Source organism: Planococcus maritimus (assembly GCF_001592825.1).
GTDB classification, from domain to species: Bacteria; Bacillota; Bacilli; order Bacillales_A; family Planococcaceae; genus Planococcus; species Planococcus maritimus_C.
In genome coordinates, this window is record NZ_LTZG01000001.1 from 963455 (window position 1) to 985457 (window position 22003).

The following is a 22003-nucleotide window of genomic DNA, read 5'->3' on the forward strand; positions in this document are numbered from 1 at the left end:
AATCATACCATAAATTGGGCGATACGGATAGAAAAAGATATGGACAAACAATGGCATTTACGCTTCTTTTTCCTTCTTCGTTTACTGTATTGCCACAAATGCGTATAATAGAAGGAAATGTTTTTATTTGGGGCGATGCACATGGCTACGGTTTTATCCTTAGCGAAACAATACGAAGACACGATCCACAATTATATGGCTGCTATCGACAAGTCGCTTCATCCTACGCGTGCGCTGGATGAGGAAATGGTTCGAAAAGCAGTCTTTTTAGTGCGCCACGACGGCGTTCAGATTCATTCGTTCAATGAAGAGCGGCTATTGTTAGAAGCGAGCGTGAAAGATGCCCATTCGGTAAAAGTGGTGCTCAACTTCGGAAAACTTACTGCCGTATGCGCTTGCCCACAGGAAACCAACTGCCGTCACCGCTTGGCGGTCATTTTTTCGCTTTACCAAAAAATTGACTCGCTTTCCGAATGGGTCGCGAAATGGCGTGATAAGGAGAATGAGAAATTGTCGACATTGACGAATAAACGCTCACCCGATCAATGGGAAGCACTGATCCGCAGCACGTGGCGTGAACCAATCAACGATTACGTCACGCGCAATTATTTCTATTTTGAACAATTATACGAAGGGCGTTTGAAAAATGCCCTGTCCTTCATGCCAATCGAGCGTGAATGGAAAACTTTATATAAAACCTATGCCCACTTGATTTCATTGACAGAAGTGTGGAATACGTTTAGCGCGGGGACTAAAGAAGTGCACCACTCTTTCTTCAAAACCTGGTTTGCGGACGAATTGCATGCACTTCGTGATTTACTCGGCCAATTGCGCGGTCTGCACCGAACCTTCGAATCGGACGCTTTTTTCACCCATTTACGGGAACTGGTCCGTGAATTTACGGAAACGAACGACGATTCTTTTTCCGAACGCTTTGACATTTACCAGCTGTTTTGGACTGAATTATTCATCACCAGGCGCGAACGGTTAAGTGGCCTTGAAGATTTCCGGCGTCCTGACGAGCGAGTTCAGGCATTTTTCGCCATCCTGCTCGAAGACGAAGTCGCACCTGGCAATATTGCACCAGGCGCAGCAGCTGACTGGGTCAAACTGGCGGTGCTTGCGGAAGAAGAGGGCCATCAACAAGGGCTTTCTGCTATTCTAATGGCCCTCAAGCCGCACGTGCGGACGTTCCTATTTGACGGATTGTTTACGCAATACCGCCATCACTACGTGCGTGTATTGAGCCGCTTGTATTCATTGATTGATTTGACTGAAGACGATTGGGAAGATTTGTTTACGCAATTTGGCCATTACGGCTTGCCGGCCTATTCCGCTTATCTTGTCGAAAAAGGCATGTATAAACAATGGGCGGAGCTTCACCAACTGCATAACTCGCCTTTGTATTTTGCTGAGGAATGCGGATTGAAAGAAGTGCATAATGCCGCTCCTGATTTCGCATTGCCACTTTACCACCGCTATGCGCTGCAACATCTCGAAGAACGCAGCCGCACCAGCTACAAGCAAGCTGTACGCGTATGGAAAAAAATGAAATCCGCCTGCAAAAAAAGCGGGCAATTGCCGTTTTGGAATGATTATATGAAAGAGATCCAACATCGCTATAAACGCTTGCGTGCACTCCAGGAAGAGATCGAGAAAGGAAAGCTGTTATGAATCAATTCCAAACTGAAGGAAGCCGCACCTATTATTTAAAAATCGAGCAGTCGGACATGTTCCGGCTACAGGCCTATAACGACAGCGGAAACCGGATTCCTCCGGAAATTTGGTCGCCGTTCTTGTTTTTTGCTGACAAAGCAAGCTTTTTCGGCATGAATACCCAGACGGATGGCTTAGACCTGTTGTTGACACCAGCAGATTTTGTCCGCTTGTTCCAGCAGGCCCCGCACCATTATGTCCAATTTTCAGGACGCCGGTTGCAAGATGAAGCTTGGCTGAAACTTGCGCGCCGCGTCTCTGATTCCTTGAACGATTCTGCTTTGTGGCAACACGTCCATGTCGAGGAAGGCACCATTTCCATCGACCCGGCCTATGGCGATGCAGAAATCCGTTCATTCTTGACCGATACGATCGAGCATCAATTGCGCCAAAAAGGGCTCACTTCCGAACAATTGCCGTACCTCTTGCACTTTGTCGAGCATGCCGGCTGGGATGGGCTCGAACCGGCGGATGATTTCGTGCTGGCCATGCAATTGACCGAACCGGACGACAGTGGCCTTTGGGCTTTCCGAACGGCGCTACGTACGAAACGCGGCAGCGCATATTGGACACCGTCAAAACGTCGTGAGAACGAAGTGATTGAAAAAGTCCTGCCTGAAAAATGGCGTGCTCATGCGCGTGACATTCAAGAACGCCAAAGCTTGATCCTCAGCCTATGCCCTTCTGTCGAGCGCTATGAAGCCGATCAGATGTATATCGCCCGTTGGACCGATGCGGAAGTCCTGAGCTTCCTGCGCAACGATGCTGATCTATTGCAGGCATTCGGCGTGGAAGTGTCGATCCCTTCCTGGCTGCAAGCTGTTCAGGAATCGAAAGTCCGCGTCAAAGCAAATGTGACTTCACCGGCGAAAAAAGCTTCTGTCGTGGGCTTGGATCAAATTATCAACTTCGACTGGAAGTTCTCACTCAATGGTCATGAATTGAGCATGCAGGATTTTGAGCAGTTGGTGACGGAAAACCGTGAATTTATCCGCGTCGGCAACGAGTGGGTACGCATCGACTCCAATTTATTGATGCAGCTGCGCCAAATGATCGAAGAAGCGGAAGATGCTGATTGGACGCTGAAAGATATGCTGTTCCATAATGTGCCGGATGTCATGCTCGAAGAACCCGGTGAGGAAGACGATCCGCTTGTCGAGTTTCATTTGAATAATTCCTTGAAAGTATTGCTCGATAAATTGCTGGATAAGCGTGACCTGCCGGAAACCCCATTACCGAAGAACTTGATGACCGAACTGCGCCCTTACCAGAAGACCGGTTTCGATTATTTAACGTTTATGCGCGAGGAAGGATTTGGCTTGTGTCTGGCCGACGATATGGGGCTCGGCAAGACCGTTCAATTGATCGCTTACTTGCTGCATGTACACAGCGAAAAACCGAAACAGCCGTCGCTCATCATTTGCCCAACTTCGGTTCTCGGCAACTGGCAAAAAGAGTTGGAACGTTTTGCACCTGATTTAAAAGTCGCGACGCATTACGGCAGCAACCGTCCGAAAGGCCAGGCTTTCCTGGACTCGCTTGCATTGGAACAACCCGATGTGGTGCTGTCGACGTACGGCATCGCTTCTTCCGACAGCGTCGAAATCCAATCGATTACATGGACGAGTATTACGCTCGACGAAGCCCAAAACATCAAAAATATGTACACGAAGCAATCGCGGACGATCCGCAAATTTAAAGGGCAGCATCATATTGCGCTCACCGGGACCCCCATTGAAAACCGTTTGTCTGAATTATGGTCGATATTCGATTTCATCAATAAAGGCTACCTGTACCGCATCAAGCAGTTCCAGGAAGCCTTTATGGTGCCGATTGAGCGGGATGATTCCGAGCAGGCCAAGGAAAAGCTGCGGCAGCGCATTCAGCCATTTCTATTGCGCCGCACGAAAAAAGATCCCGAACTTCAGCTCAATTTACCGGAAAAACTGGAGCAATTGGAATATTGCCCACTGACGCCGGAACAAGCCGCGTTATATGAGGGGCTCGTACAGGATACGGTGCAAAAGATGGGGACGCTCACAGGCTTCGAGAAAAAAGGCCTCGTCCTGAAAATGCTCAGCAAGCTAAAACAGCTATGCAATCACCCGTCCCTTTACTTGAAAGAGCCGTATACGACTGCAGACGAGTTATTGCCCCGCTCTCAAAAACTCGAGCGTATCGTGACACTTGCGGGGGAAATCGCGGAACGTGGGGAACAGTGCTTGATCTTTACACAGTACATTGGAATGGGCCATTTGCTGCAGCAGGCGCTGAATGAATTATACGGGCATGAAGTGCCGTTCTTAACCGGCCATATGCCGAAAAACCAACGGGATTCACTCGTCGCTTCTTTCCAAAATGGCGAATTTCCGATATTCATCCTTTCCTTGAAAGCTGGCGGCACCGGCCTTAATTTAACGGCGGCTACGCATGTCTTGCATGCAGACCGCTGGTGGAACCCGGCCGTGGAGAATCAAGCGACCGACCGAGCATACCGCATCGGCCAAACGCAATTTGTCCACGTCCATAAGTTCGTAACAATCGGGACAATCGAAGAAAAAATCGATTCATTGCTTACGCAGAAGCAATCGATGTCAGACCAATTTATTCAATCCAGCCAGTGGATGACCGATCTATCCGATGATGAATTGAAAGAATTGTTCACTTATAGCTTTTAAAAAATCCGGCCAGGACCCCACCTGGCTGGATTTTTTTTTGGACAGCGATTATCAGTTTTTTTCGCCTGTGGCGAAGACCCGTTTCAGTTCTGACAGCTCCCGCTCCGCTTCAATCATGCGCTGGTGAAGCGAAGCGGTCAGTTTGATCAATTGCTCCATATGGACTTCCAACTGGAGCTGAAGTTCTTTCGGCATTCCATTTGCCTCCTTATGCATCAACTGTTCACCTGCTCAGTTTCGGGCGGCTGGAAATCGAATTCTGCATTAGGATCCGTATCCGTCCGCTTGGGGGTGAGGTCATCTGAGGGCTTTCGTTTATCGAGGAAACGTACTTGGTCGCCAATAACTTCCGTTACATAGATTCGGGAGCCATCTTCCTTGTCGTAATGGCGGGATTGGATCCTCCCAGTGATGGCCACTTGCGATCCTTTCATGCAATACTTGGCGACGTTTTGGGCAGTCCGCCCCCAAGTCGAGCACAGGACGTAATCGCTTTCGATTTCCCCTCGCTGATTTCTGAAATTGCGGGAAATCGCCACGACGAAGGTAGTATGTATACGCCCTTCTCCCAGCACCCGCATCGACGGGTCTTTCGTTAACCGCCCAACAATGCCTACTTGATTCATTGATTTCACCTCCTTGCCGGTAAGGCCGATTCAGCTGTTGATACACTGTCCTGCCGGTAATGAAAGCATACTCATTTCACTATTTCCTTGGCAATGTGGCAAATCGCGAATTTGCAGGAATTTTGGGTATCATTTCCTGGATTCTAAAATAGGCAAAAAAAATTTTTAGCCTTTCTGTAGCTAAAAATAAAGTATTGCCTAATCCGCTGGCTATAATGAAAAAAACATCTTTCAAGATATATGGTTTTTTCTCTAGACATTCACCGGGCAATTTCGTGCTATGCTATACTGAAACAAAGCTTTATCTGGAGGGAATTGCATGAAAACCTTTAAAATGCTGTCGCTCGCCGTAGTGGATGGTGAACAACTCATCAACTACCCGCTCCACGACGGCCTGATCATCAATCAGGAAAATTCCCAGCGATCGTGGGTACTTGAGCTGCTGGTGGACGAGAAACACGAAGGCGTTTTTCTTGATATGAAGCAAAATGGCAAAGTCTATGATGTCAAAGTCGTTATTTCCTATCCTGGAAACGAGCCAGCGACGTTCGAAGTGATTATCCATGCCGTCAAACCAATCGGCGGCCACGTGTCTGTTTTGATGAAAGGGACCTTAAAACGCGCCCGCCGCAAATACGCCGAGACTTTATTGTCTGAGCTGTTAGAAGACGGTCTTGAAGGACAAGATCTGCTCGACCGTTTTGAAACGGACATGAGGGAACGTCCCGTTTTGCGCAAAGATGAAAGCAAATCCACTTCATGAAAAAAAAAACGCCTCCCGCGGCTGCGGGAGGCGTTTTTTGGTTATTTTTCTTGGACTGGCCCAAGTGCGAAGAGGATATCGCATTCACAAGCGATTTCTCCGTCTACAGTCGCAATCGCATGGCCTCTGCCCATAGAACCGCGCAGACGCGTCAATTCCACTTCTAGGCGCAATTGATCGCCTGGAGTCACTTGGCGTTTAAAGCGGCAATTATCAATGCCTGTGAAAAAGGCTAAGCGCCCTTTGTTTTCTTCCATCTGAAGAACAGCAGCTGCCCCCACCTGCGCCAGTGCTTCCACTATCAAAACACCTGGCATAACAGGATAACCTGGAAAATGGCCGTTAAAGAAATCTTCATTGGCGGTTACGTTTTTTAATCCGACCGCTTTCTTTCCTGCATCAATTTCAATAATCCGATCGACCATCAAAAATGGGTACCGGTGAGGCAAAATTGCCTGTACTTGTTCTGTCGTCAACATATTAAGTCCATTCCCTTCTACACGTTCTGCTTGTCTCATTTAAGCGCTATCACTCACTGATTAAGTGACGCCGCGCATGATATCCAAAATATGCTGCCAAGTTTCCCATTTAAGTGCATCTCCAGCGTTGCCGTCTCCAATGACGCCATAACCGATCATCGCACCGAGTGCTGCCATCACAACGAGCAACGCAATAACCAAAAGGATTCGCAGCCAGATCGGAAACAAGCGGATTTGGACCCAGCGCGTTTTTTTCTGTGGTCTATCAGTTTGTGTATTCGGTTTATCTGGCTGTGTGGCGCCAGTTTTAGGTGATTGTGCCATTGCTATGTCAACCTTTCTTCTTTAAATGCCCCATGCTCATCAAGTTCTTTCACTATCTGCCATTATACTAAAAAGTAGAGCTTATGGGACAATAATTTGAATATTATCTCCTTGCACGGAAAACATCCTGCTTCGCTTCAAGCATTTTTCCAGTCCCAAGAGCCACGCATTCTTTCGGATGTTCCGCAATGCCAATCGGGATTTCTAGCCGTTCTGCCAGTAACCGGTCCAGACCTCCAAGCAATGCGCCTCCACCGGTCAAAACCCCACCGCGGTCGATAATATCCGCTGCCAGCTCAGGAGGTGTTTGTTCGAGCACCATGCGCACGCCTTCTGCCACCAACTCAACAGACTCGCGCAAAGCTTCTGTAATTTCCTGCGCTGTAAGCGTAATTGTCCGTGGATAGCCTGTCAGCATATCCCGTCCACGAATCTCCATCGTCGCTTGTTGATCGCCACTGACTGTGCCAAACTCAACTTTTAGTTTTTCAGCAGTGCGTTCCCCAATCAATAGTTTGTACTTTCTCTTGATGTAATGAAGAATGTCCAAATCAAAATGATCCCCTGCAGTTTTCAATGTGACGCTTTTGACAATCTCCCCCATCGATAAGACGGCAATATCGGAAGTGCCACCGCCAATATCGATTACGAGACTCGCATCCGCCTGGTAAATATCAAGCCCTGCTCCAATCGCCGCTACTTTCGGTTCCACTTCCACATAAACTTTACGTGCGCCGGCTTTCTCGGCCACTTCACGAATGGCCTTTTGTTCGATACTCGTGATATTCGCCGGACAGCAAATGAGGATTCGCGGCTTCATCATAAAGCCTTTCAATTTCAACACTTGCATAAAATGCTTGAGCATGAGCTCTGTAATGTCAAAATCATGGATGACGCCATCTTTTAACGGCCGGATGACTGCAATATGCTGGGGTGTCCGTCCCATCATCTTTTGGGCTTCCGTGCCAACTGCTATAAGTTCATTGGACTTCTTGTCTACTGCTACAACGGACGGCTCATTTAAAATGATGCCCTTGCCTTTTACATAGATCAGCACATTAGCTGTTCCAAGATCGATGCCGATATCTTTCGAAAACATGACGCCGTCCCCTTCCTTTACTTTTCGAGCTTGATTGAAATACAGTTATCTCAACCAACTCCATGTAGCAAATCTTCCATATTCCTAATCCTTCAATACAGCTTATCTAGTTAAAATTTTATCATAATCCTGCAATGACTGACAAAATTCTCCGAAAATACTTTCACTTTGTGTTTCTACGAAAAAAGCCTACCGCTCAATTGTGCGGCAGGCCTTGGATCTTATGAAGTATGAGTCCTGATGATTTAAACCATTTGCTCTTCTTTTACTTCGATTGTTTCTGTCGATACGCGTTCAATGTCAGCCCCTAGAGCTTCAAGTTTCAAATGGAAATCTACATAACCGCGATCTAGATGATAGAGTTCATGTACACGTGTAATGCCTTCAGCAGCAAGTCCAGCCAATATCAATGCAGCTGCTGCACGAAGGTCTGTCGCTGATACTTGTGCGCCTTGTAATTTAGAAGGTCCTTCCATGATAACTGAACGTCCTTCAATCTTAACGGATGCGTTCATGCGGCGGAATTCCTCTACGTGCATAAAGCGGTTTTCAAAAACCGTCTCTGTCAAGATGCCGTTACCTTTAGCTGTCAGCATCAATGACATCATCTGCGATTGCATGTCTGTTGGGAATCCAGGATGCGGCATCGTCTTGATGTCGATCGAACGGAGTGGACGTGTCGAGCGGATTCGCAAGCCTTCATCCGTTTCTTGAATATCGACACCCATTTCGCCCATTTTCGAAATCAAAGCTGCCATGTGTTCTGGCACTGCGTTCTCGATGATCACATCACCTTCAGTAATAGCTGCTGCTACCATGAATGTTCCAGCTTCCACACGGTCAGGAATGATTGAGTGGTTTGAGCCATGAAGCGTTTCGACACCTTCGATGCGCATTGTGTCAGTCCCAGCACCTTTGACGTTTCCGCCCATTTCGTTGATGTAGTTCGCAAGGTCAACAATTTCCGGTTCTTTTGCTGCGTTTTCAATGATGGTGACACCGTCTGCAAGCGCTGCTGCCGACATGATGTTCTCAGTCGCTCCGACACTTGGAAAGTCGAGGTAAATTTTTGCTCCGCGCAAACGGCCATCTGTTTTCGCTTCTACAAAACCATTGCCGAACGTGATGCTCGCGCCCATAGCTTCAAAGCCTTTCAAATGCTGGTCGATTGGGCGTGATCCAATGGCACAGCCGCCTGGCAAAGCTACACGAGCAAATCCGTTACGTGCAAGTACCGGCCCCATGACTAGAATCGATGCGCGCATTTTGCGGACATATTCGAACTGTGCTTCGCTTGATAATTGTGAAGATGCGTCGATGTGCATCTCATTTTTTTCCGGGAAATATTCGATGTCGACATTCAAGCTTCTCAATACTTCTTGAATAGTATAGACATCAGCTAGATTCGGCACTTCCGTGATGATGCTTTTCCCTTCACTTGCAAGGAGCGCGCCTGCCAATACTGGCAATACTGCGTTCTTCGCGCCTTCTACACGTACTTTACCTGTTAATTTTTTTCCGCCTTTAACGATGATATGATCCAAAGCAAAACCCTCCATGTGTTTAATAATCCTTAATTTATACAGTTCTAACGTATATATCCCTATTTAATAGACTTTATAAGTTATAGTAGTTTCAAATTGAAAACCTTATCTATAATACCTTGTTTTTTGATAAGAAACAAGCATTACAAGGCTTTCTTATCAAAAAGTCAATATACCCCAAAGTTGTTCGTATGCATAGGTATTTTTATGTCCGTAACGAAAAAAGAAATATTACAAAATGATTACACTTAATTGTTTCCCCAACTCAGTAGAAATAAACCCTCAGACAGTGAATATTTCCCGGGAAATAGTAAAACATTGCCGATTTGCCATAGAAACGGCATGCATCCGTATGACCATGGCAAATCGGCAATTAAAACAGGTATGGCAACTGTCTAGACCATGCCGAGATTTCCAAAAAGAAATTAGAGACAGATGTCCCGATCACAATGCTCAAAAAGATATATAAAATTTGGGCCTGGAGTACATGATGCTTCGCTATCCATTTATCGAACATCACAGCCCGCAATGCGTAAAAGGAAACGCCTGTGAAAAAAATGTGGCTGATGATTGAAATCAATGCTTGTTGACCGATGTACAACTCCACTTTACCCTCTCCTTCTGTCTCATATTCTACTAGTTGAAACTCCTATTGTTAGTATAGCTGAAATTATTTGTCATGCCATAAAACTTCATGCATATTTCTCATCATATTGCCCATTTCAATAAAAAAGACGGACAGAAGCAATCGCTTCCGCCCGTCCGACTTTATTAAATGTTACCCTCATAAACGTTGATACGATTCGTCGCACGTCTTAACGCCAATTCCGCGCGTTTGTAGTCGATCTCATCTTTTCTTGCCTGAAGAAGTGCTTCAGCACGTTTTGCAGATTCCTGCGCACGTGCCAAGTCGATCTCAGTCGCAGTTTCTGCTGATTGAGCAAGAATCGTCACTTTTTCAGGGCGGATTTCAAGGAACCCACCGCTTACAGCGACCAATTCCGTCGAGTTTTCTTTCTTTAATCGGACTGCGCCGATTCCAAGAGGAGCTACTGTCGGGATGTGACCAGGCAAAACGCCCATCTCACCGGTTGCTGTAACTGCAATCACCATAGAAACTTCTGAATCGTATACTGGGCCGTCGGGAGTGACAATATTGACTGTAATGGTCTTCATTTTTTTCCCTCCTGGTCCCTGATTTTAGACTTGTACGCCCATGCCTTTGGCTTTTTCGATAACTTCTTCGATGCGTCCGACTAGGCGGAAAGCATCTTCCGGAAGGTGATCGTATTTGCCTGCAAGGATTTCCTGGAAGCCTTTGATCGTTTCCTGAACTGGTACATACGAGCCTTTTTGGCCAGTGAACTGTTCAGCAACGTGGAAGTTTTGAGACAAGAAGTTTTGGACGCGGCGTGCACGGTTAACCGTCAGCTTGTCCTCATCGCTCAATTCGTCCATACCAAGGATGGCAATGATATCCTGAAGCTCTCTGTAACGCTGCAAAGTTTCTTGAACCTGGCGTGAAACACCGTAGTGTTCCGTGCCGACGATTTCAGGAGACAATGCGCGAGAAGTCGAAGCAAGTGGATCCACCGCTGGGTAGATACCCATCTCAGAAAGTTTACGCTCAAGGTTTGTTGTCGCATCAAGGTGGGCAAATGTTGTTGCCGGAGCCGGATCCGTGTAGTCATCGGCTGGAACATAGATTGCCTGGATCGATGTTACAGAACCAGCGCTAGTTGTCGTGATACGCTCTTGCAATTGACCCATTTCCGTTGCAAGTGTTGGCTGGTAACCAACCGCTGATGGCATACGGCCAAGAAGGGCGGATACTTCAGAACCAGCTTGCGTGAAGCGGAAAATGTTATCGATGAACAAAAGAACGTCTGCGCCTTGCTCATCACGGAAGTATTCAGCCATTGTCAAACCTGTCAAAGCAACACGCATACGTGCGCCAGGCGGCTCGTTCATTTGGCCGAAGACCATTGAAGTTTTCTTGATAACGCCGGATTCGCTCATCTCGTGGAACAAGTCGTTTCCTTCGCGTGTACGCTCGCCAACACCGGCGAATACAGAAAGACCGCCGTGTTCTTGTGCGATGTTATTGATCAATTCCTGGATCAAAACAGTTTTACCTACACCGGCACCACCGAAGAGGCCGATTTTACCGCCTTTGATGTAAGGGGCAAGCAAGTCAACAACTTTGATACCAGTTTCAAGAATTTCAACTTCAGTGGAAAGGTGCTCAAACGTAGGAGCAGAACGGTGAATCGGATCGCGGCGTTCTGTTGCCGGGATTTCCTCACCCAAGTCGATTACTTCACCAAGTACGTTAAATACTCGGCCAAGTGTAACATCTCCGACAGGAACAGAAATTGCTCTGCCCAAGTCGGTTACTGCTGAACCGCGCTGCAATCCGTCAGTGGATTCCATTGCGATGGTACGAACTGTGTCGTCGCCAAGGTGCAAAGCTACTTCAAGAGTCAAAGTAGTTGGCGCCTGGTTGGGACGATCGATTGTAACGGTTAGGGCGTTGTAGATCGCTGGAAGCTGTCCGTTAGAAAACTTAACGTCTACAACCGGACCCATAACCTGAAGAACGTGTCCTGTGTTCATGCTGTTCCCTCCTGTCTTACTTTTATTGAACCTATTTAAAGCTTATCGGGCCTATACGGCCGTCTTCGCTTTTCTTATTGTCTAGTCTCCGACGGCCAGCCCCTCGAGGTCACAAGCCACTTTGCCTGTGCGGCATAGAGCGCCGCTTCAGCAAACCGTCTTGTGCTTGTCGGGCCTATACGGCCGTCTTCGCTTTTCTATTCCAGAGCTGCAGCGCCGCCGACGATTTCTGTGATTTCCTGAGTGATCGCAGCTTGGCGTGCACGGTTGTAGACAAGCGTCAGATCGCCGATCAATTCTGATGCGTTGTCGGTTGCGCTCTTCATTGCTGTCATGGAAGCAGCATGCTCACTTGCTTTGCCGTCCAGCAAGGCTCCAAAGATCAAGCTTTCCGCGTATTGTGGAAGAAGAACTTCCAGAATCGCTTCTGCTGATGGGTCGAACTCGTAAGAAGCAGTCGATCCAGTTGGCTGAATGTCAGTCAACGGCAGCACTTTCTTTTCGGTAACCTCCTGGGAGATGGCAGAAACATAATGGTTATAGTACATATACACTTCGTCATACGTACCTTCTGCGAACATACCAACAGCTTTGCGCGTTATTTCCTTGATATCCGCAAACGCTGGGTGGTCTGGAAGCCCGACTGAACTTTCGATGATGTTATAGCCTTTCTTCGCAAAGAAGTCACGGCCTTTCCGCCCAACGCTGAGAATAACAAATTCGTCGCTTGACGTATGACGCTCGTTGATTTTCGCCATGACAGTACGCAAGATGTTACTGTTATAGCCGCCAACAAGGCCACGGTCAGAAGTAATGACCAAATATGCCGTTTTCTTTACAGGACGCGCCATCATCATAGGATTCGACACATCGCTAGAACCGGCTGCGATCGAAGCGACCACATCCTGGATCTTTTCCATGTAAGGAACAAAAGCTTTTGCGCTCGTTTCCGCTTTGTTTAATTTAGAAGCGGAAACCATCTGCATCGCTTTCGTGATTTGGCTTGTTTTCTTGGTTGACGTAATTCGTGTTTTTATATCGCGTAAAGATGCCACTGGTATTTCACCACCTTGTTATTTTTTCTTCCGATCCTGCCAGGGAGCTTATTCTGATTTTGCGAATGTGTGCTTGAATTCGTTGATTGCTGCACCGAATTCTTCGTCAGATGGCAACCCTTTAGTTGAGCGGATGGTATCCAAAACGTTTGTGTGGTTAATATCCAACCAGCTAGTCAATTCAGCTTCGAAACGAGTGATGTCTTGTACAGGAATATCGTCGAGGAATCCACGAGTCAATGCGTAGAAGATAACAACTTGTTTTTCAACTTTAATTGGGCTGTTCAAGTCCTGCTTGAGAACTTCAACTGTACGTTTACCGCGCTCAAGCTTTGCAGCTGTCGCTGGGTCAAGGTCGGAACCGAACTGGGAGAATGACTCCAATTCACGGTAAGCAGCCAAGTCAAGACGCAAAGTCCCGGCTACTTTCTTCATCGCTTTGATCTGTGCTGAACCACCTACACGGGATACAGAAAGACCTGCGTTGATCGCTGGGCGAACACCGGCGAAGAAAAGATCCGATTGAAGGAAGATCTGGCCATCCGTAATCGAAATTACGTTTGTTGGGATATAAGAAGAGATATCGCCTGCTTGCGTTTCAACGAACGGCAATGCAGTGATTGATCCCGATCCGAGTGATTCGTTCAACTTCGCTGCGCGCTCAAGAAGGCGTGAGTGAAGGTAGAAAACGTCACCTGGGTAAGCTTCACGGCCTGGAGGACGACGAAGCAAGAGTGAAAGTTCACGGTAAGCGGACGCTTGTTTTGTCAAATCATCATAGACGATCAAGACGTGCTTGCCATCGAACATAAAGTCTTCAGCCATTGTGATACCTGCATAAGGAGCTAGGTATAGAAGTGGAGCTGGTTGTGAAGCAGACGCTGTAACAACGATCGTGTAATCAAGCGCCCCGTTTTTACGGAACGTTTCAACTACGTTACGGACAGTCGACTCTTTTTGGCCGATTGCTACGTAAATACAGATCATGTCTTGGTCGCCTTGGTTTAAGATTGTATCGATTGCAACAGACGTTTTACCTGTCTGACGGTCACCGATGATCAATTCACGCTGCCCACGGCCGATTGGCACAAGAGCATCGATTGCTTTAATACCCGTTTGAAGCGGTTCGTGCACGGATTTACGTGCCATAACGCCTTGTGCTGGGCTTTCGATAGGACGAGATTTCGTTGTGTTGATCGGTCCAAGACCATCAACCGGTTGTCCTAGTGGATTGACTACGCGTCCGATAAGTTCTGGTCCTACCGGTACTTCCATAATACGGCCAGTTCGACGTACTTCATCGCCTTCTTTGATGTCTGCGAATGGTCCAAGGATGATGATACCAACGTTGTTGGCTTCCAAGTTTTGTGCCATACCCATTACACCATTTGAGAATTCTACAAGTTCTCCAGCCATGATGTTGTCGAGGCCATGAGCGCGAGCGATACCGTCACCAATCGTGATGACTGTACCGACTTCGTCAACTTTCATCTCTGATTGATAGTTTTCAATCTGTTGCTTAATCAGATTGCTGATTTCTTCAGCTTTGATGCTCATGTATTTCACCCTCTCATAATTTCATAAATTAGCCGATCAATTGACGCTGCAGGCGAGCAAGTTTCGTGCTGACGCTGCTGTCGTAGATGCGGTTCCCGATTTGAAGGCGCAATCCCCCGATCAATGATGGGTCGATTACGTTTTCAATCCGTAAAGAATTTTTGCCGATGCTTTTCGCGAAAGCGGTGGAAAGAGATGCTGTTTCTTCTTCTGTCAACGGACGAGTCGAATAAACGACTGCATCTTCAATTCCTTGCTCTTCGTTGGAAAGCTGGATATAGCTTTGAGCCATATCACTGATTATGTTCATGCGTCTGCGTTCACCCAACATCTGTAGTGTATTGATCAAGTAGTGGTTAGCTCCTTGGAACACTTCGTTGATGAGGTTTGTGCGCTTATCCGCTGAAACTTTCGGAGAAACGATCAATTGGTATAGTTCAGGAGTCATCTTGAATACTTTACGTACTTCACGAAGATCCTTCTCGATTTCCAAAGTCACATTGTGCTCTTTGGCAACCTGGAATAATGCCGATGCGTAGCGCTCAGCGACTTGGCTCATTGCACTTCGCCTGCCTTCGCAATCGTTTCGTTAATCAACTGACGGTTGTCTTCCTCAGAGATTTCCTTGTCGAGTACTTTCGTAGCTGCCAACAAAGTCAGAGCCACAACTTCTTCACGAACTGCTGCGATTGCTTTTTCACGCTCGTTGGCAATTTCTGCCACTGCGGATTCTTTCATGCGAGCAGATTCAGCACGCGCTGTCGTAATGATTTCCTCACGAGAAACTTCGCCTTGTTTCTTGGCGTTTTCAACGATTTCCTGTGCTTGGTTGCGGGCATCCTTTAAAAGGCTGCGTTGCTCATCAAGCATCTGTTGTGATTCCTGACGGCTTTTTTCAGCAGTTTCGATCTCACTTGCGATCAGATCTTCACGCTGCTGCATAACGCCCATCAACGGACCCCAAGCAAATTTCTTCAACAGGGCCATTAGGAGCAAAAAGATGACCAATGTTGCGATGATGTCTCCAATATTCAAAAACTCCCCGGTTGCACCGAGTACGAGGTGATCAAAAAACACGATTGTTTCACTCCCTTCAAGAGCCTAAAATACTTTTCTTCTATTATATAAATCGTTAGATGTGCTGTCGAAATCCAAAATGCATCATACAAGCATAAATGGCGAAAAACATGCCGGAGCATTCTCGCCATTTAGCTTTTTACTCATAAATTGCTTTGTCTAGATTCGCTTTTCGCGATGTCTAGACTCCAGTGCCTAGCTCCTCGGGACATAAGTCAACCCAGCTGTGCGGCAAAGAACGCCGCTTCGCTGGTTCGCCTTATGCCTGTCAGAGCTGAACAGGCACTTTCGCTTTTCTTTATTAACGGTTCATTACGATGAACGCGATAACTACGGCGATGATCGGCAATGCCTCTACCAAAGCTACACCGATAAACATTGTTGTTTGAAGAACGCCGCGTGCTTCTGGCTGGCGAGCGATACCTTCAACTGTTTTTGAAACGATAAGTCCGTTACCGATACCTGCACCTAGTGCTGCTAGTCCTACTGCAATTGCTGCTGCTAATAAACCCATTTTAAAATGTCCTCCTCAGGATGATTGTTTTTTTGTTTTGCCCGAAGGCAGTTTATACTCAATGGTCTTCGCTGACTTTATGCGATAAATAAACCATCGTTAACATAACGAAAATGAACGCTTGGATAGCCCCGATAAAGATCGAGAATCCTTGCCATGCCATCATCGGCAAGATTGCACCGACGAATCCGAAGATACTTGCTGAAGCAAGACCTGCCAACAATGTGAGCAAAATCTCACCAGCGTAGATGTTACCGTAAAGACGCAGACCGAGTGTCAGCGTATTTGCGAATTCCTCAATGATTTTAAGCGGGAACAAGAACGGCATCGGTTTCAGGAAATCTGAACTATAGCCTTTCAAGCCTTTCAGCTTAATACCATAATAATGGCTCAAGATGATGATTGTTGCAGCCAATGTCATTGTCACGACTGGATCCGCTGTTGGTGATTTCCACCATAGGTCTCCGTTGACAACGACAGCAAATGGGAGACCGAGCATGTTCGAAACGAAGATGAACATGAGCAATGTAATTCCAAGAACATGGAATCGTCCGCCATCCCGCCAGTCCATATTGCTTTTAATGATCCCTTTAACAAAGTCCATGACCCATTCCATGAAGTTCTGCATGCCAGTCGGCTTCAGCTTCAAGTTACGGGTAGCAAAGAATGCGATAAGGAACACAATAAGAGCGGCTACAAGTAGCATCATAACGTTCGAAAGGTTGAACCAAATTCCGAACACCTCGAGCATTGGAGCGCCATGATCCACGATAAATTCACCTCTCTTTCCACTTTCTTTAATGGTGTTTCATGTGATAAACGATCCGCTCCATTAAAAGGAGACCATATGGGATCATCAACCCGATTACCGCACTGACCAAGTGTATGTGTTCAGCGAACAATATTGCAATCGCCACAACAGCTACGCCTGATGCAAACCGTAATGCCGTTCCAAGAGAACGGACTTTTGAGCCTTCTTCTACCGCCCGGTCGAATTTTTCCATTCTCCGAACCAAGATCCACATATTATAAATGCCGAACAGAGATCCGACGATTAGGCCAGCGAATACTTCTGGATAAGGAGTGACTCCCCACCCTAAAACGAACGCTGCGAGAATGAAATACATCAGTCTCTTCAATCTTTTGTAGATCTCTTGAAGTCCATCCATTGTTCACATGTCTCCTGATTCGAATTTTCGGACGGTCTGAAGCATCGCCCATACCCCGGCACTCAGACCGATAAATAGGCAGATGATCAAAAAGAGCGGGGCGGTTCCGAATTGCTCATCAAGCCACATCCCTGTGAAGACCCCGATTAGTACGGACCCGACAAGTTGTGAAAGAATGACGGAATAAATCGCCATTGCTTGTAAGGGACTTTTTTTCGGGTGCATGATAAACCCCTCGAAATTCATAATGATTTGATATTCACGCCCATAAAAGAGCAGTCGCATCTGGCTTTCAATAGCACATCCATTATGTATGAAAACCCTCTCATGCAGACCCTTTGTAAGCATACAATAGGGGCAAAATCATGTCAATTGCATGTAGTGAAAAACTTCACAAGCGATATCCCACCGACATATGATTGACAAATTTGTTACAAGAAAAGCGGAAGCGGTCGTTTTGGCTCGACAGGCGTAAGCCGAATTCCCGAAGCGGCGCTTTTTAGCCGCACAGGGAAGTTGGCTTACGACCCGAGAGCCAGACCGCTGACGCTAGACACCAAGAAAAGCGGAAGCGGTCAAATGGATCCTAAGCTAAGAACGCGACGTCCTGTCGCAACGCTTAGCTGACTCACCCCCTGTGGCCCTCTGTCTCTCCTATTTCTTACAATTCGCCGAAATACTTGTGCAATGCTTCGACGATTCGCTGGGATGCTTTTCCGTCACCGTATGGGTTCGATGCTTGAGACATCGCTTCATACGCAGAGGCATCTGTCAGCAATTCCTTGCCGAGGCGGTAAATCGTTTCTTCATCCGTGCCAGCAAGTTTCAAAGTGCCGGCATCGATGCCTTCTGGACGTTCTGTTGTATCACGCAACACCAAAACCGGCTTACCAAGAGAAGGTGCCTCTTCTTGCACCCCACCTGAATCAGTCAGGATGAAATAAGACTGGGCTGCGAAGTTATGGAAATCCAAGACTTCGAGCGGCTCGATCAAGTGGATGCGCGGGTCGCGTCCGAGCACTTCATCCGCGACTTCGCGGACAGCTGGATTCATATGCACCGGATAAACAACCTGGATGTCATCATGCTCTTCAGTCAAGCGCTTGATCGCACGGAACATATTGCGCATCGGTTCACCGAGGTTTTCACGGCGATGGGCAGTTAACAAGATCATGCGGTCATCACCGATTTGATCAAGTACCGGGTGATGGTAATTGTCACGGACTGTAGTCTGCAAAGCATCGATAGCCGTATTACCTGTAATATAGATGGTTTCTTCTTTTTTGTTCTCGTCACGTAAATTTTGCGCGGACTTTTCAGTTGGCGCAAAATGGATGTCCGCCATGACACCTGTCAATTGGCGATTCATCTCTTCCGGAAAAGGAGAGTACTTATTGTGGGTCCGGAGCCCAGCTTCTACATGCCCAATCGAGATTTGATTATACAAAGCAGCCAAACTAGCCGCGAATGTCGTCGTCGTATCTCCATGAACCAGTACGATATCCGGTTTCGCTTCTTTCATCACATCATCCAAGCCTTGCATGGCACGGACCGTTACATCACTTAAGGTTTGGCGGTCTTTCATGATGTTCAAATCAAAATCGGGTGTGATGCCGAATGTGTCGAGTACTTGGTCCAGCATTTGACGGTGCTGGGCGGTCACGGTCACAAGGGCTTCAATCGTTTCTGGATGCTTTTGCAATTCCAAAACGAGTGGCGCCATTTTAATCGCTTCCGGGCGTGTACCGAAAATCGTCATCACTTTCCATTTTTTCGTCACTGCTGATCAACCCGCTTTCTTATTTTGTTCCGAACAAGCGATCTCCAGCATCGCCGAGGCCAGGCACGATATAGCCTTTTTCGTTGAGCTTTTCATCGAGTGCGGCAATATAGATATCCACATCCGGATGTGCTTTCTGCAAAGCTTCCACACCTTCTGGAGCTGCAATGATGCACATGAATCTGATTTTAGTCGCACCGCGTTTTTTCAAAGAATTTACGGCTTCAATTGCAGAACCGCCTGTTGCAAGCATCGGATCGACAACAATCAATTCGCGTTCAGATACATCGGAAGGCATTTTAAAATAATATTCGACTGGTTGCAAAGTTTCCGGGTCGCGGTACAAGCCGATATGGCCGACCTTAGCCGCCGGAATCAATTTCAAAACGCCATCGACCATCCCGATGCCTGCGCGCAGGATAGGCACGATACCTAGTTTTTTCCCGGCAAGAACATTTGACTTGGCAATTTGCACAGGCGTTTCCACATCGATTTCCTGGAGCGGAAGCTCGCGCGTGATTTCAAACGCCATCAATGTTGAAATCTCATCAACCAATTCACGGAATTCTTTTGTCCCCGTCGATTTGTCGCGGATATACGTCAGTTTATGCTGGATCAGCGGATGATCAAAAACGAATACTTTTCCCACAGTGTATCTCTCCTTTTTCATACATTTTCCTAAACAGTATAACAGAAATTAACCAGTTTTAGAGCTTCACTCCTGCATTAGAATTATTCAGTCAACTTTTGCAGGCAAAATAAAAAACCGGGAGCAAATGCCCCGGTTAAAGAAGATGCGCTTCATCAAGCGGCATCGGTCGATGGAATAAAAATCCTTGGGCGATAGTGCAGCCCATGCCAAGCAATTGCGTGCGGTCTTCTTCTGTCTCGATGCCTTCCGCGACAGCGCGCAATCCTAAATTATCCGCGAGTTGAATGATGGTCCGAATGACAGCACGCGTTCCTTGTTCATCCATATGAGAAACGAACGATCGATCGATCTTGATTTCTTCGACAGGAAGTTTTTGCAAATAGCTAAGCGAGGAATAACCCGTCCCGAAATCATCGATCGAGGTCGCAAAGCCATAGTTCTTCAGCTGATCGAACACTTTGCTTGCCGTATCAATATCGACGACGCCGATACGCTCCGTAATTTCCAACTGAATCCATTTCGGGTCTATGCCGAATTTGTTCGTTACATCCACTAAATGGGGGATAAATGAATGATGAAAGAAATGCTCGGCCGAAATATTGATCGCCACCTGCCGTAGTCCCAAACCCTGATCCTGGCGCTTTTTTAGCCAAGCCAAGACCTGTTCGATGACATGCTGCTCAAGTTGACGGATTTTGCCATTCTTTTCGGCGGCGGGTATGAAAATAGCAGGTGAAATATCCCCAAGTTCCGGCGATTTCCAACGGGCCAATGCTTCAAACCCCACAATTTCTCGACTTTCAAGCGACACTTTCGGCTGCAAAAAGACACTGATTTCCTTACGCTTGAGCCCTACTGTTAATGCGTTGGCGACACGCAAATCGCGCATCATCAGTTCGTCTTGCTCATTTTCGAAATAACAAACTGCTTCGCCAATCCGCTCTTTCGCTTTTGACAAAGCGCTATCAGCACAACGCACCAATTCCTCCGCATTCTGTTGGGCAGGCGTGACAATTGCCACACCTACTTTGACTGTTAAAAATAAATCCAGTTCACCAATCGTTACCGGCTCTCGAAGACTTTTCAATACATCTTCCAAAAATTCAGGGGCACGGATTAGCGGAACCGAGCTGTAAAGTGACAATCTGGCATCTGAAAAGCGGGCAACCAGCTTTTCCCCTGCTCCCCCTGCCAGAACAAGGCGGCGGCCGAGTTCTCGGCATAAATCATTTCCTGCCCGATGACCATATTGATCGCTGATTTTGATAAATTCGTCTGCTGAAATAAAAGCAACAACGCCTTCTTTTCCATCCTTCAACAATTCTTTCAGCTCGGTACGGAAATAATGGCGGTTCGGCAGTCCAGATTCTTCATCGATATAGGCAAGGCGCAAAATTTCTTCTTGTTGGCTTGAAAATTTCACGGCCAGCGAAACGATTGACGCGATTTCTTCCATGAAGTTTAAATCCTTATCAGTCGGCTTATAAATTTGGGGGAAATAAATCCCGAACGTCCCGATTGCTTCATCTTTGCCGTTAAAAATTGGAACAGACCAAATCGCCTGGACCCCAAACTTATAGAGAAGCTCTTGTTTATCAGTTAATAGTTCACTTTGAAAAACATTCTCTGCGACCACAGGTTTTTGTCGAGAATATGCTGCGCCGCACGGGCTGGAATCCGGTGTTACTTCCAATCCGCGTATTTCTTTCAGGAACTCATCCGGCATCGATTTCGCCGCACCTATTTGGAAACGTTTCGCTTCATCTACTAACAAGACGGTGCAGCGTACACCATCGAGGAAAAAGGATTCAGCTGTTTCACATATATTCTGCAAGAGCATCCCAATCACATGTCCCTTTTCAATTCCTTTATATGTTTCTTTCTGTAAATCAATCAAGGTCTCTGCACGTCTGCGGTCGCTGATATCGCGCTGCAGCATTAACGTATAGCGCAATGATTTTTCTGGGAATGCCAAGGGTTGGACGGTGATTTCATTCCAGAAAGGTGTACCGTCTTTTCGGTAATTGACGATTTCAAAGACGCCTGGCTTAGCAGAAGCTGTCGCCTCACGAATTTGACTGCCAATAGTTGCATCAGTCTTTGTGCCATGCAAAAATTTACCGTTTTCGCCCACAACTTCCTCTTCCCTGTAGCCGGTCATCTCAAAAAATGCGTCGTTTGCATAGGCGATTGGGTGGTCCGGAATTTCCGGATTCACAACCACAAAACTTGTGTGGAATTCGAGCCCGAGACGGCGTAGCCAATCTATGATCACTTTCCGATCTTCTTGGATTTCATATTGATGCATACGCGTCCCCCCGAATTTTTCTTACTATGTATGGTAAAAAAAAGCC

The 22003-nt window shown here is 46.9% G+C and carries 23 protein-coding genes; 3 read left to right on the top strand and 20 right to left on the bottom strand.

The window, feature by feature from the left end; translation table 11 throughout:
* The first annotated feature begins 141 nt into the window (after positions 1-141).
* Together AY633_RS04745 and AY633_RS04750 are read left to right on the top strand one after the other, a co-directional pair.
* Positions 142-1674 (top strand): hypothetical protein, encoded by a 1533-nt coding sequence (locus AY633_RS04745; RefSeq protein ID WP_068487870.1) that lies wholly within the window; start codon positions 142-144, stop codon positions 1672-1674.
* Positions 1671-4394 (top strand): DEAD/DEAH box helicase, encoded by a 2724-nt coding sequence (locus AY633_RS04750; RefSeq protein ID WP_068486972.1) that lies wholly within the window; start codon positions 1671-1673, stop codon positions 4392-4394. The genes AY633_RS04745 and AY633_RS04750 overlap by 4 nt, the downstream gene beginning before the upstream one ends.
* 51 nt (positions 4395-4445) lie before the next feature.
* On the opposite strand, the gene AY633_RS16565 is transcribed toward AY633_RS04750, so the two are convergent.
* Both AY633_RS16565 and AY633_RS04755 read right to left on the bottom strand, forming a co-directional pair.
* On the bottom strand, positions 4446-4589 hold the full coding sequence (locus tag AY633_RS16565; protein ID WP_167358041.1) for a hypothetical protein: 144 nt from the start codon (positions 4587-4589) through the stop codon (positions 4446-4448).
* Positions 4590-4609: 20 nt separating this feature from the next.
* Positions 4610-5020 (bottom strand): single-stranded DNA-binding protein, encoded by a 411-nt coding sequence (locus AY633_RS04755; RefSeq protein ID WP_069576493.1) that lies wholly within the window; start codon positions 5018-5020, stop codon positions 4610-4612.
* Between the two features lie 319 nt (positions 5021-5339).
* Here AY633_RS04755 and AY633_RS04760 point away from each other — a divergent pair, with 319 nt between their 5' ends.
* Complete coding sequence (locus AY633_RS04760) at positions 5340-5783, top strand: YwpF family protein (RefSeq protein ID WP_068486974.1); 444 nt, start codon at positions 5340-5342, stop codon at positions 5781-5783.
* A 41-nt stretch (positions 5784-5824) separates the two neighbouring features.
* Here the strand turns inward: AY633_RS04760 and fabZ are convergent, their stop codons facing one another.
* The 18 genes from fabZ to AY633_RS04850 form a co-directional block, all read right to left on the bottom strand.
* On the bottom strand, positions 5825-6262 hold the full coding sequence (fabZ, locus tag AY633_RS04765) for a 3-hydroxyacyl-ACP dehydratase FabZ (RefSeq protein WP_068486976.1): 438 nt from the start codon (positions 6260-6262) through the stop codon (positions 5825-5827).
* 60 nt (positions 6263-6322) lie between these two features.
* The gene (locus tag AY633_RS04770; protein ID WP_068486978.1) at positions 6323-6586 is read right to left on the bottom strand and encodes a DNA-directed RNA polymerase subunit beta; all 264 of its coding nucleotides are present in this window, start codon (positions 6584-6586) and stop codon (positions 6323-6325) included.
* A 103-nt stretch (positions 6587-6689) separates the two neighbouring features.
* Positions 6690-7685 (bottom strand): rod shape-determining protein MreB, encoded by a 996-nt coding sequence (gene mreB, locus AY633_RS04775; protein WP_068486980.1) that lies wholly within the window; start codon positions 7683-7685, stop codon positions 6690-6692.
* Between the two features lie 245 nt (positions 7686-7930).
* On the bottom strand, positions 7931-9229 hold the full coding sequence (murA, locus tag AY633_RS04780; protein ID WP_068486982.1) for a UDP-N-acetylglucosamine 1-carboxyvinyltransferase: 1299 nt from the start codon (positions 9227-9229) through the stop codon (positions 7931-7933).
* A gap of 373 nt (positions 9230-9602) precedes the next feature.
* A complete protein-coding gene (locus tag AY633_RS04785) occupies positions 9603-9836 on the bottom strand; it encodes a DUF1146 family protein (RefSeq protein ID WP_058382972.1) in 234 nt (77 codons plus the stop codon).
* Between the two features lie 164 nt (positions 9837-10000).
* The gene (locus AY633_RS04790; protein WP_068464131.1) at positions 10001-10405 is read right to left on the bottom strand and encodes a F0F1 ATP synthase subunit epsilon; all 405 of its coding nucleotides are present in this window, start codon (positions 10403-10405) and stop codon (positions 10001-10003) included.
* Positions 10406-10429: 24 nt separating this feature from the next.
* Complete coding sequence (gene atpD, locus AY633_RS04795) at positions 10430-11845, bottom strand: F0F1 ATP synthase subunit beta (RefSeq protein WP_068464133.1); 1416 nt, start codon at positions 11843-11845, stop codon at positions 10430-10432.
* Between the two features lie 197 nt (positions 11846-12042).
* Complete coding sequence (atpG, locus tag AY633_RS04800; RefSeq protein WP_068464136.1) at positions 12043-12900, bottom strand: ATP synthase F1 subunit gamma; 858 nt, start codon at positions 12898-12900, stop codon at positions 12043-12045.
* A 48-nt stretch (positions 12901-12948) separates the two neighbouring features.
* Positions 12949-14457, bottom strand: a complete 1509-nt coding sequence (gene atpA / locus AY633_RS04805; RefSeq protein ID WP_068464138.1) for a F0F1 ATP synthase subunit alpha — start codon at positions 14455-14457, stop codon at positions 12949-12951.
* 28 nt (positions 14458-14485) lie between these two features.
* Complete coding sequence (locus AY633_RS04810; protein ID WP_068486984.1) at positions 14486-15016, bottom strand: F0F1 ATP synthase subunit delta; 531 nt, start codon at positions 15014-15016, stop codon at positions 14486-14488.
* Entirely contained in the window at positions 15013-15534 is a 522-nt protein-coding gene (gene atpF, locus AY633_RS04815; RefSeq protein ID WP_068486987.1) for a F0F1 ATP synthase subunit B, read from the bottom strand. Before atpF ends, AY633_RS04810 begins: the two co-directional genes overlap by 4 nt.
* Before the next feature lie 301 nt (positions 15535-15835).
* The gene (atpE, locus tag AY633_RS04820) at positions 15836-16048 is read right to left on the bottom strand and encodes a F0F1 ATP synthase subunit C (protein ID WP_008433003.1); all 213 of its coding nucleotides are present in this window, start codon (positions 16046-16048) and stop codon (positions 15836-15838) included.
* Positions 16049-16106: 58 nt separating this feature from the next.
* The gene (gene atpB / locus AY633_RS04825) at positions 16107-16817 is read right to left on the bottom strand and encodes a F0F1 ATP synthase subunit A (protein WP_068486989.1); all 711 of its coding nucleotides are present in this window, start codon (positions 16815-16817) and stop codon (positions 16107-16109) included.
* Positions 16818-16845: 28 nt separating this feature from the next.
* A complete protein-coding gene (locus AY633_RS04830; RefSeq protein WP_068486991.1) occupies positions 16846-17217 on the bottom strand; it encodes an ATP synthase subunit I in 372 nt (123 codons plus the stop codon).
* Between the two features lie 3 nt (positions 17218-17220).
* The gene (locus tag AY633_RS04835) at positions 17221-17442 is read right to left on the bottom strand and encodes an AtpZ/AtpI family protein (protein WP_068486993.1); all 222 of its coding nucleotides are present in this window, start codon (positions 17440-17442) and stop codon (positions 17221-17223) included.
* Between the two features lie 436 nt (positions 17443-17878).
* Positions 17879-18997, bottom strand: coding sequence for a non-hydrolyzing UDP-N-acetylglucosamine 2-epimerase (gene wecB, locus AY633_RS04840; RefSeq protein ID WP_068464154.1), 1119 nt, complete (start codon positions 18995-18997; stop codon positions 17879-17881).
* Positions 18998-19016: 19 nt separating this feature from the next.
* Positions 19017-19646, bottom strand: coding sequence for a uracil phosphoribosyltransferase (gene upp / locus AY633_RS04845; protein WP_068486995.1), 630 nt, complete (start codon positions 19644-19646; stop codon positions 19017-19019).
* Between the two features lie 136 nt (positions 19647-19782).
* Positions 19783-21957, bottom strand: coding sequence for a bifunctional diguanylate cyclase/phosphodiesterase (locus AY633_RS04850; protein WP_068487001.1), 2175 nt, complete (start codon positions 21955-21957; stop codon positions 19783-19785).
* Positions 21958-22003 lie beyond the last annotated feature (46 nt).

What these genes read in the sequence shown, in the direction of transcription:
- AY633_RS04745 (WP_068487870.1), top strand. Translation starts at nt 142, where the DNA reads ATGGCTACGGTTTTATCCTTAGCGAAACAATACGAAGACACGATCCAC.
- AY633_RS04750 (WP_068486972.1), top strand. Translation starts at nt 1,671, where the DNA reads ATGAATCAATTCCAAACTGAAGGAAGCCGCACCTATTATTTAAAAATC.
- AY633_RS16565 (WP_167358041.1), bottom strand. Translation starts at nt 4,589, where the DNA reads ATGCCGAAAGAACTTCAGCTCCAGTTGGAAGTCCATATGGAGCAATTG.
- AY633_RS04755 (WP_069576493.1), bottom strand. Translation starts at nt 5,020, where the DNA reads ATGAATCAAGTAGGCATTGTTGGGCGGTTAACGAAAGACCCGTCGATG.
- AY633_RS04760 (WP_068486974.1), top strand. Translation starts at nt 5,340, where the DNA reads ATGAAAACCTTTAAAATGCTGTCGCTCGCCGTAGTGGATGGTGAACAA.
- fabZ (WP_068486976.1), bottom strand. Translation starts at nt 6,262, where the DNA reads ATGTTGACGACAGAACAAGTACAGGCAATTTTGCCTCACCGGTACCCA.
- AY633_RS04770 (WP_068486978.1), bottom strand. Translation starts at nt 6,586, where the DNA reads ATGGCACAATCACCTAAAACTGGCGCCACACAGCCAGATAAACCGAAT.
- mreB (WP_068486980.1), bottom strand. Translation starts at nt 7,685, where the DNA reads ATGTTTTCGAAAGATATCGGCATCGATCTTGGAACAGCTAATGTGCTG.
- AY633_RS04790 (WP_068464131.1), bottom strand. Translation starts at nt 10,405, where the DNA reads ATGAAGACCATTACAGTCAATATTGTCACTCCCGACGGCCCAGTATAC.
- atpD (WP_068464133.1), bottom strand. Translation starts at nt 11,845, where the DNA reads ATGAACACAGGACACGTTCTTCAGGTTATGGGTCCGGTTGTAGACGTT.
- atpA (WP_068464138.1), bottom strand. Translation starts at nt 14,457, where the DNA reads ATGAGCATCAAAGCTGAAGAAATCAGCAATCTGATTAAGCAACAGATT.
- AY633_RS04810 (WP_068486984.1), bottom strand. Translation starts at nt 15,016, where the DNA reads ATGAGCCAAGTCGCTGAGCGCTACGCATCGGCATTATTCCAGGTTGCC.
- atpE (WP_008433003.1), bottom strand. Translation starts at nt 16,048, where the DNA reads ATGGGTTTATTAGCAGCAGCAATTGCAGTAGGACTAGCAGCACTAGGT.
- AY633_RS04830 (WP_068486991.1), bottom strand. Translation starts at nt 17,217, where the DNA reads ATGGATGGACTTCAAGAGATCTACAAAAGATTGAAGAGACTGATGTAT.
- AY633_RS04835 (WP_068486993.1), bottom strand. Translation starts at nt 17,442, where the DNA reads ATGCACCCGAAAAAAAGTCCCTTACAAGCAATGGCGATTTATTCCGTC.
- AY633_RS04850 (WP_068487001.1), bottom strand. Translation starts at nt 21,957, where the DNA reads ATGCATCAATATGAAATCCAAGAAGATCGGAAAGTGATCATAGATTGG.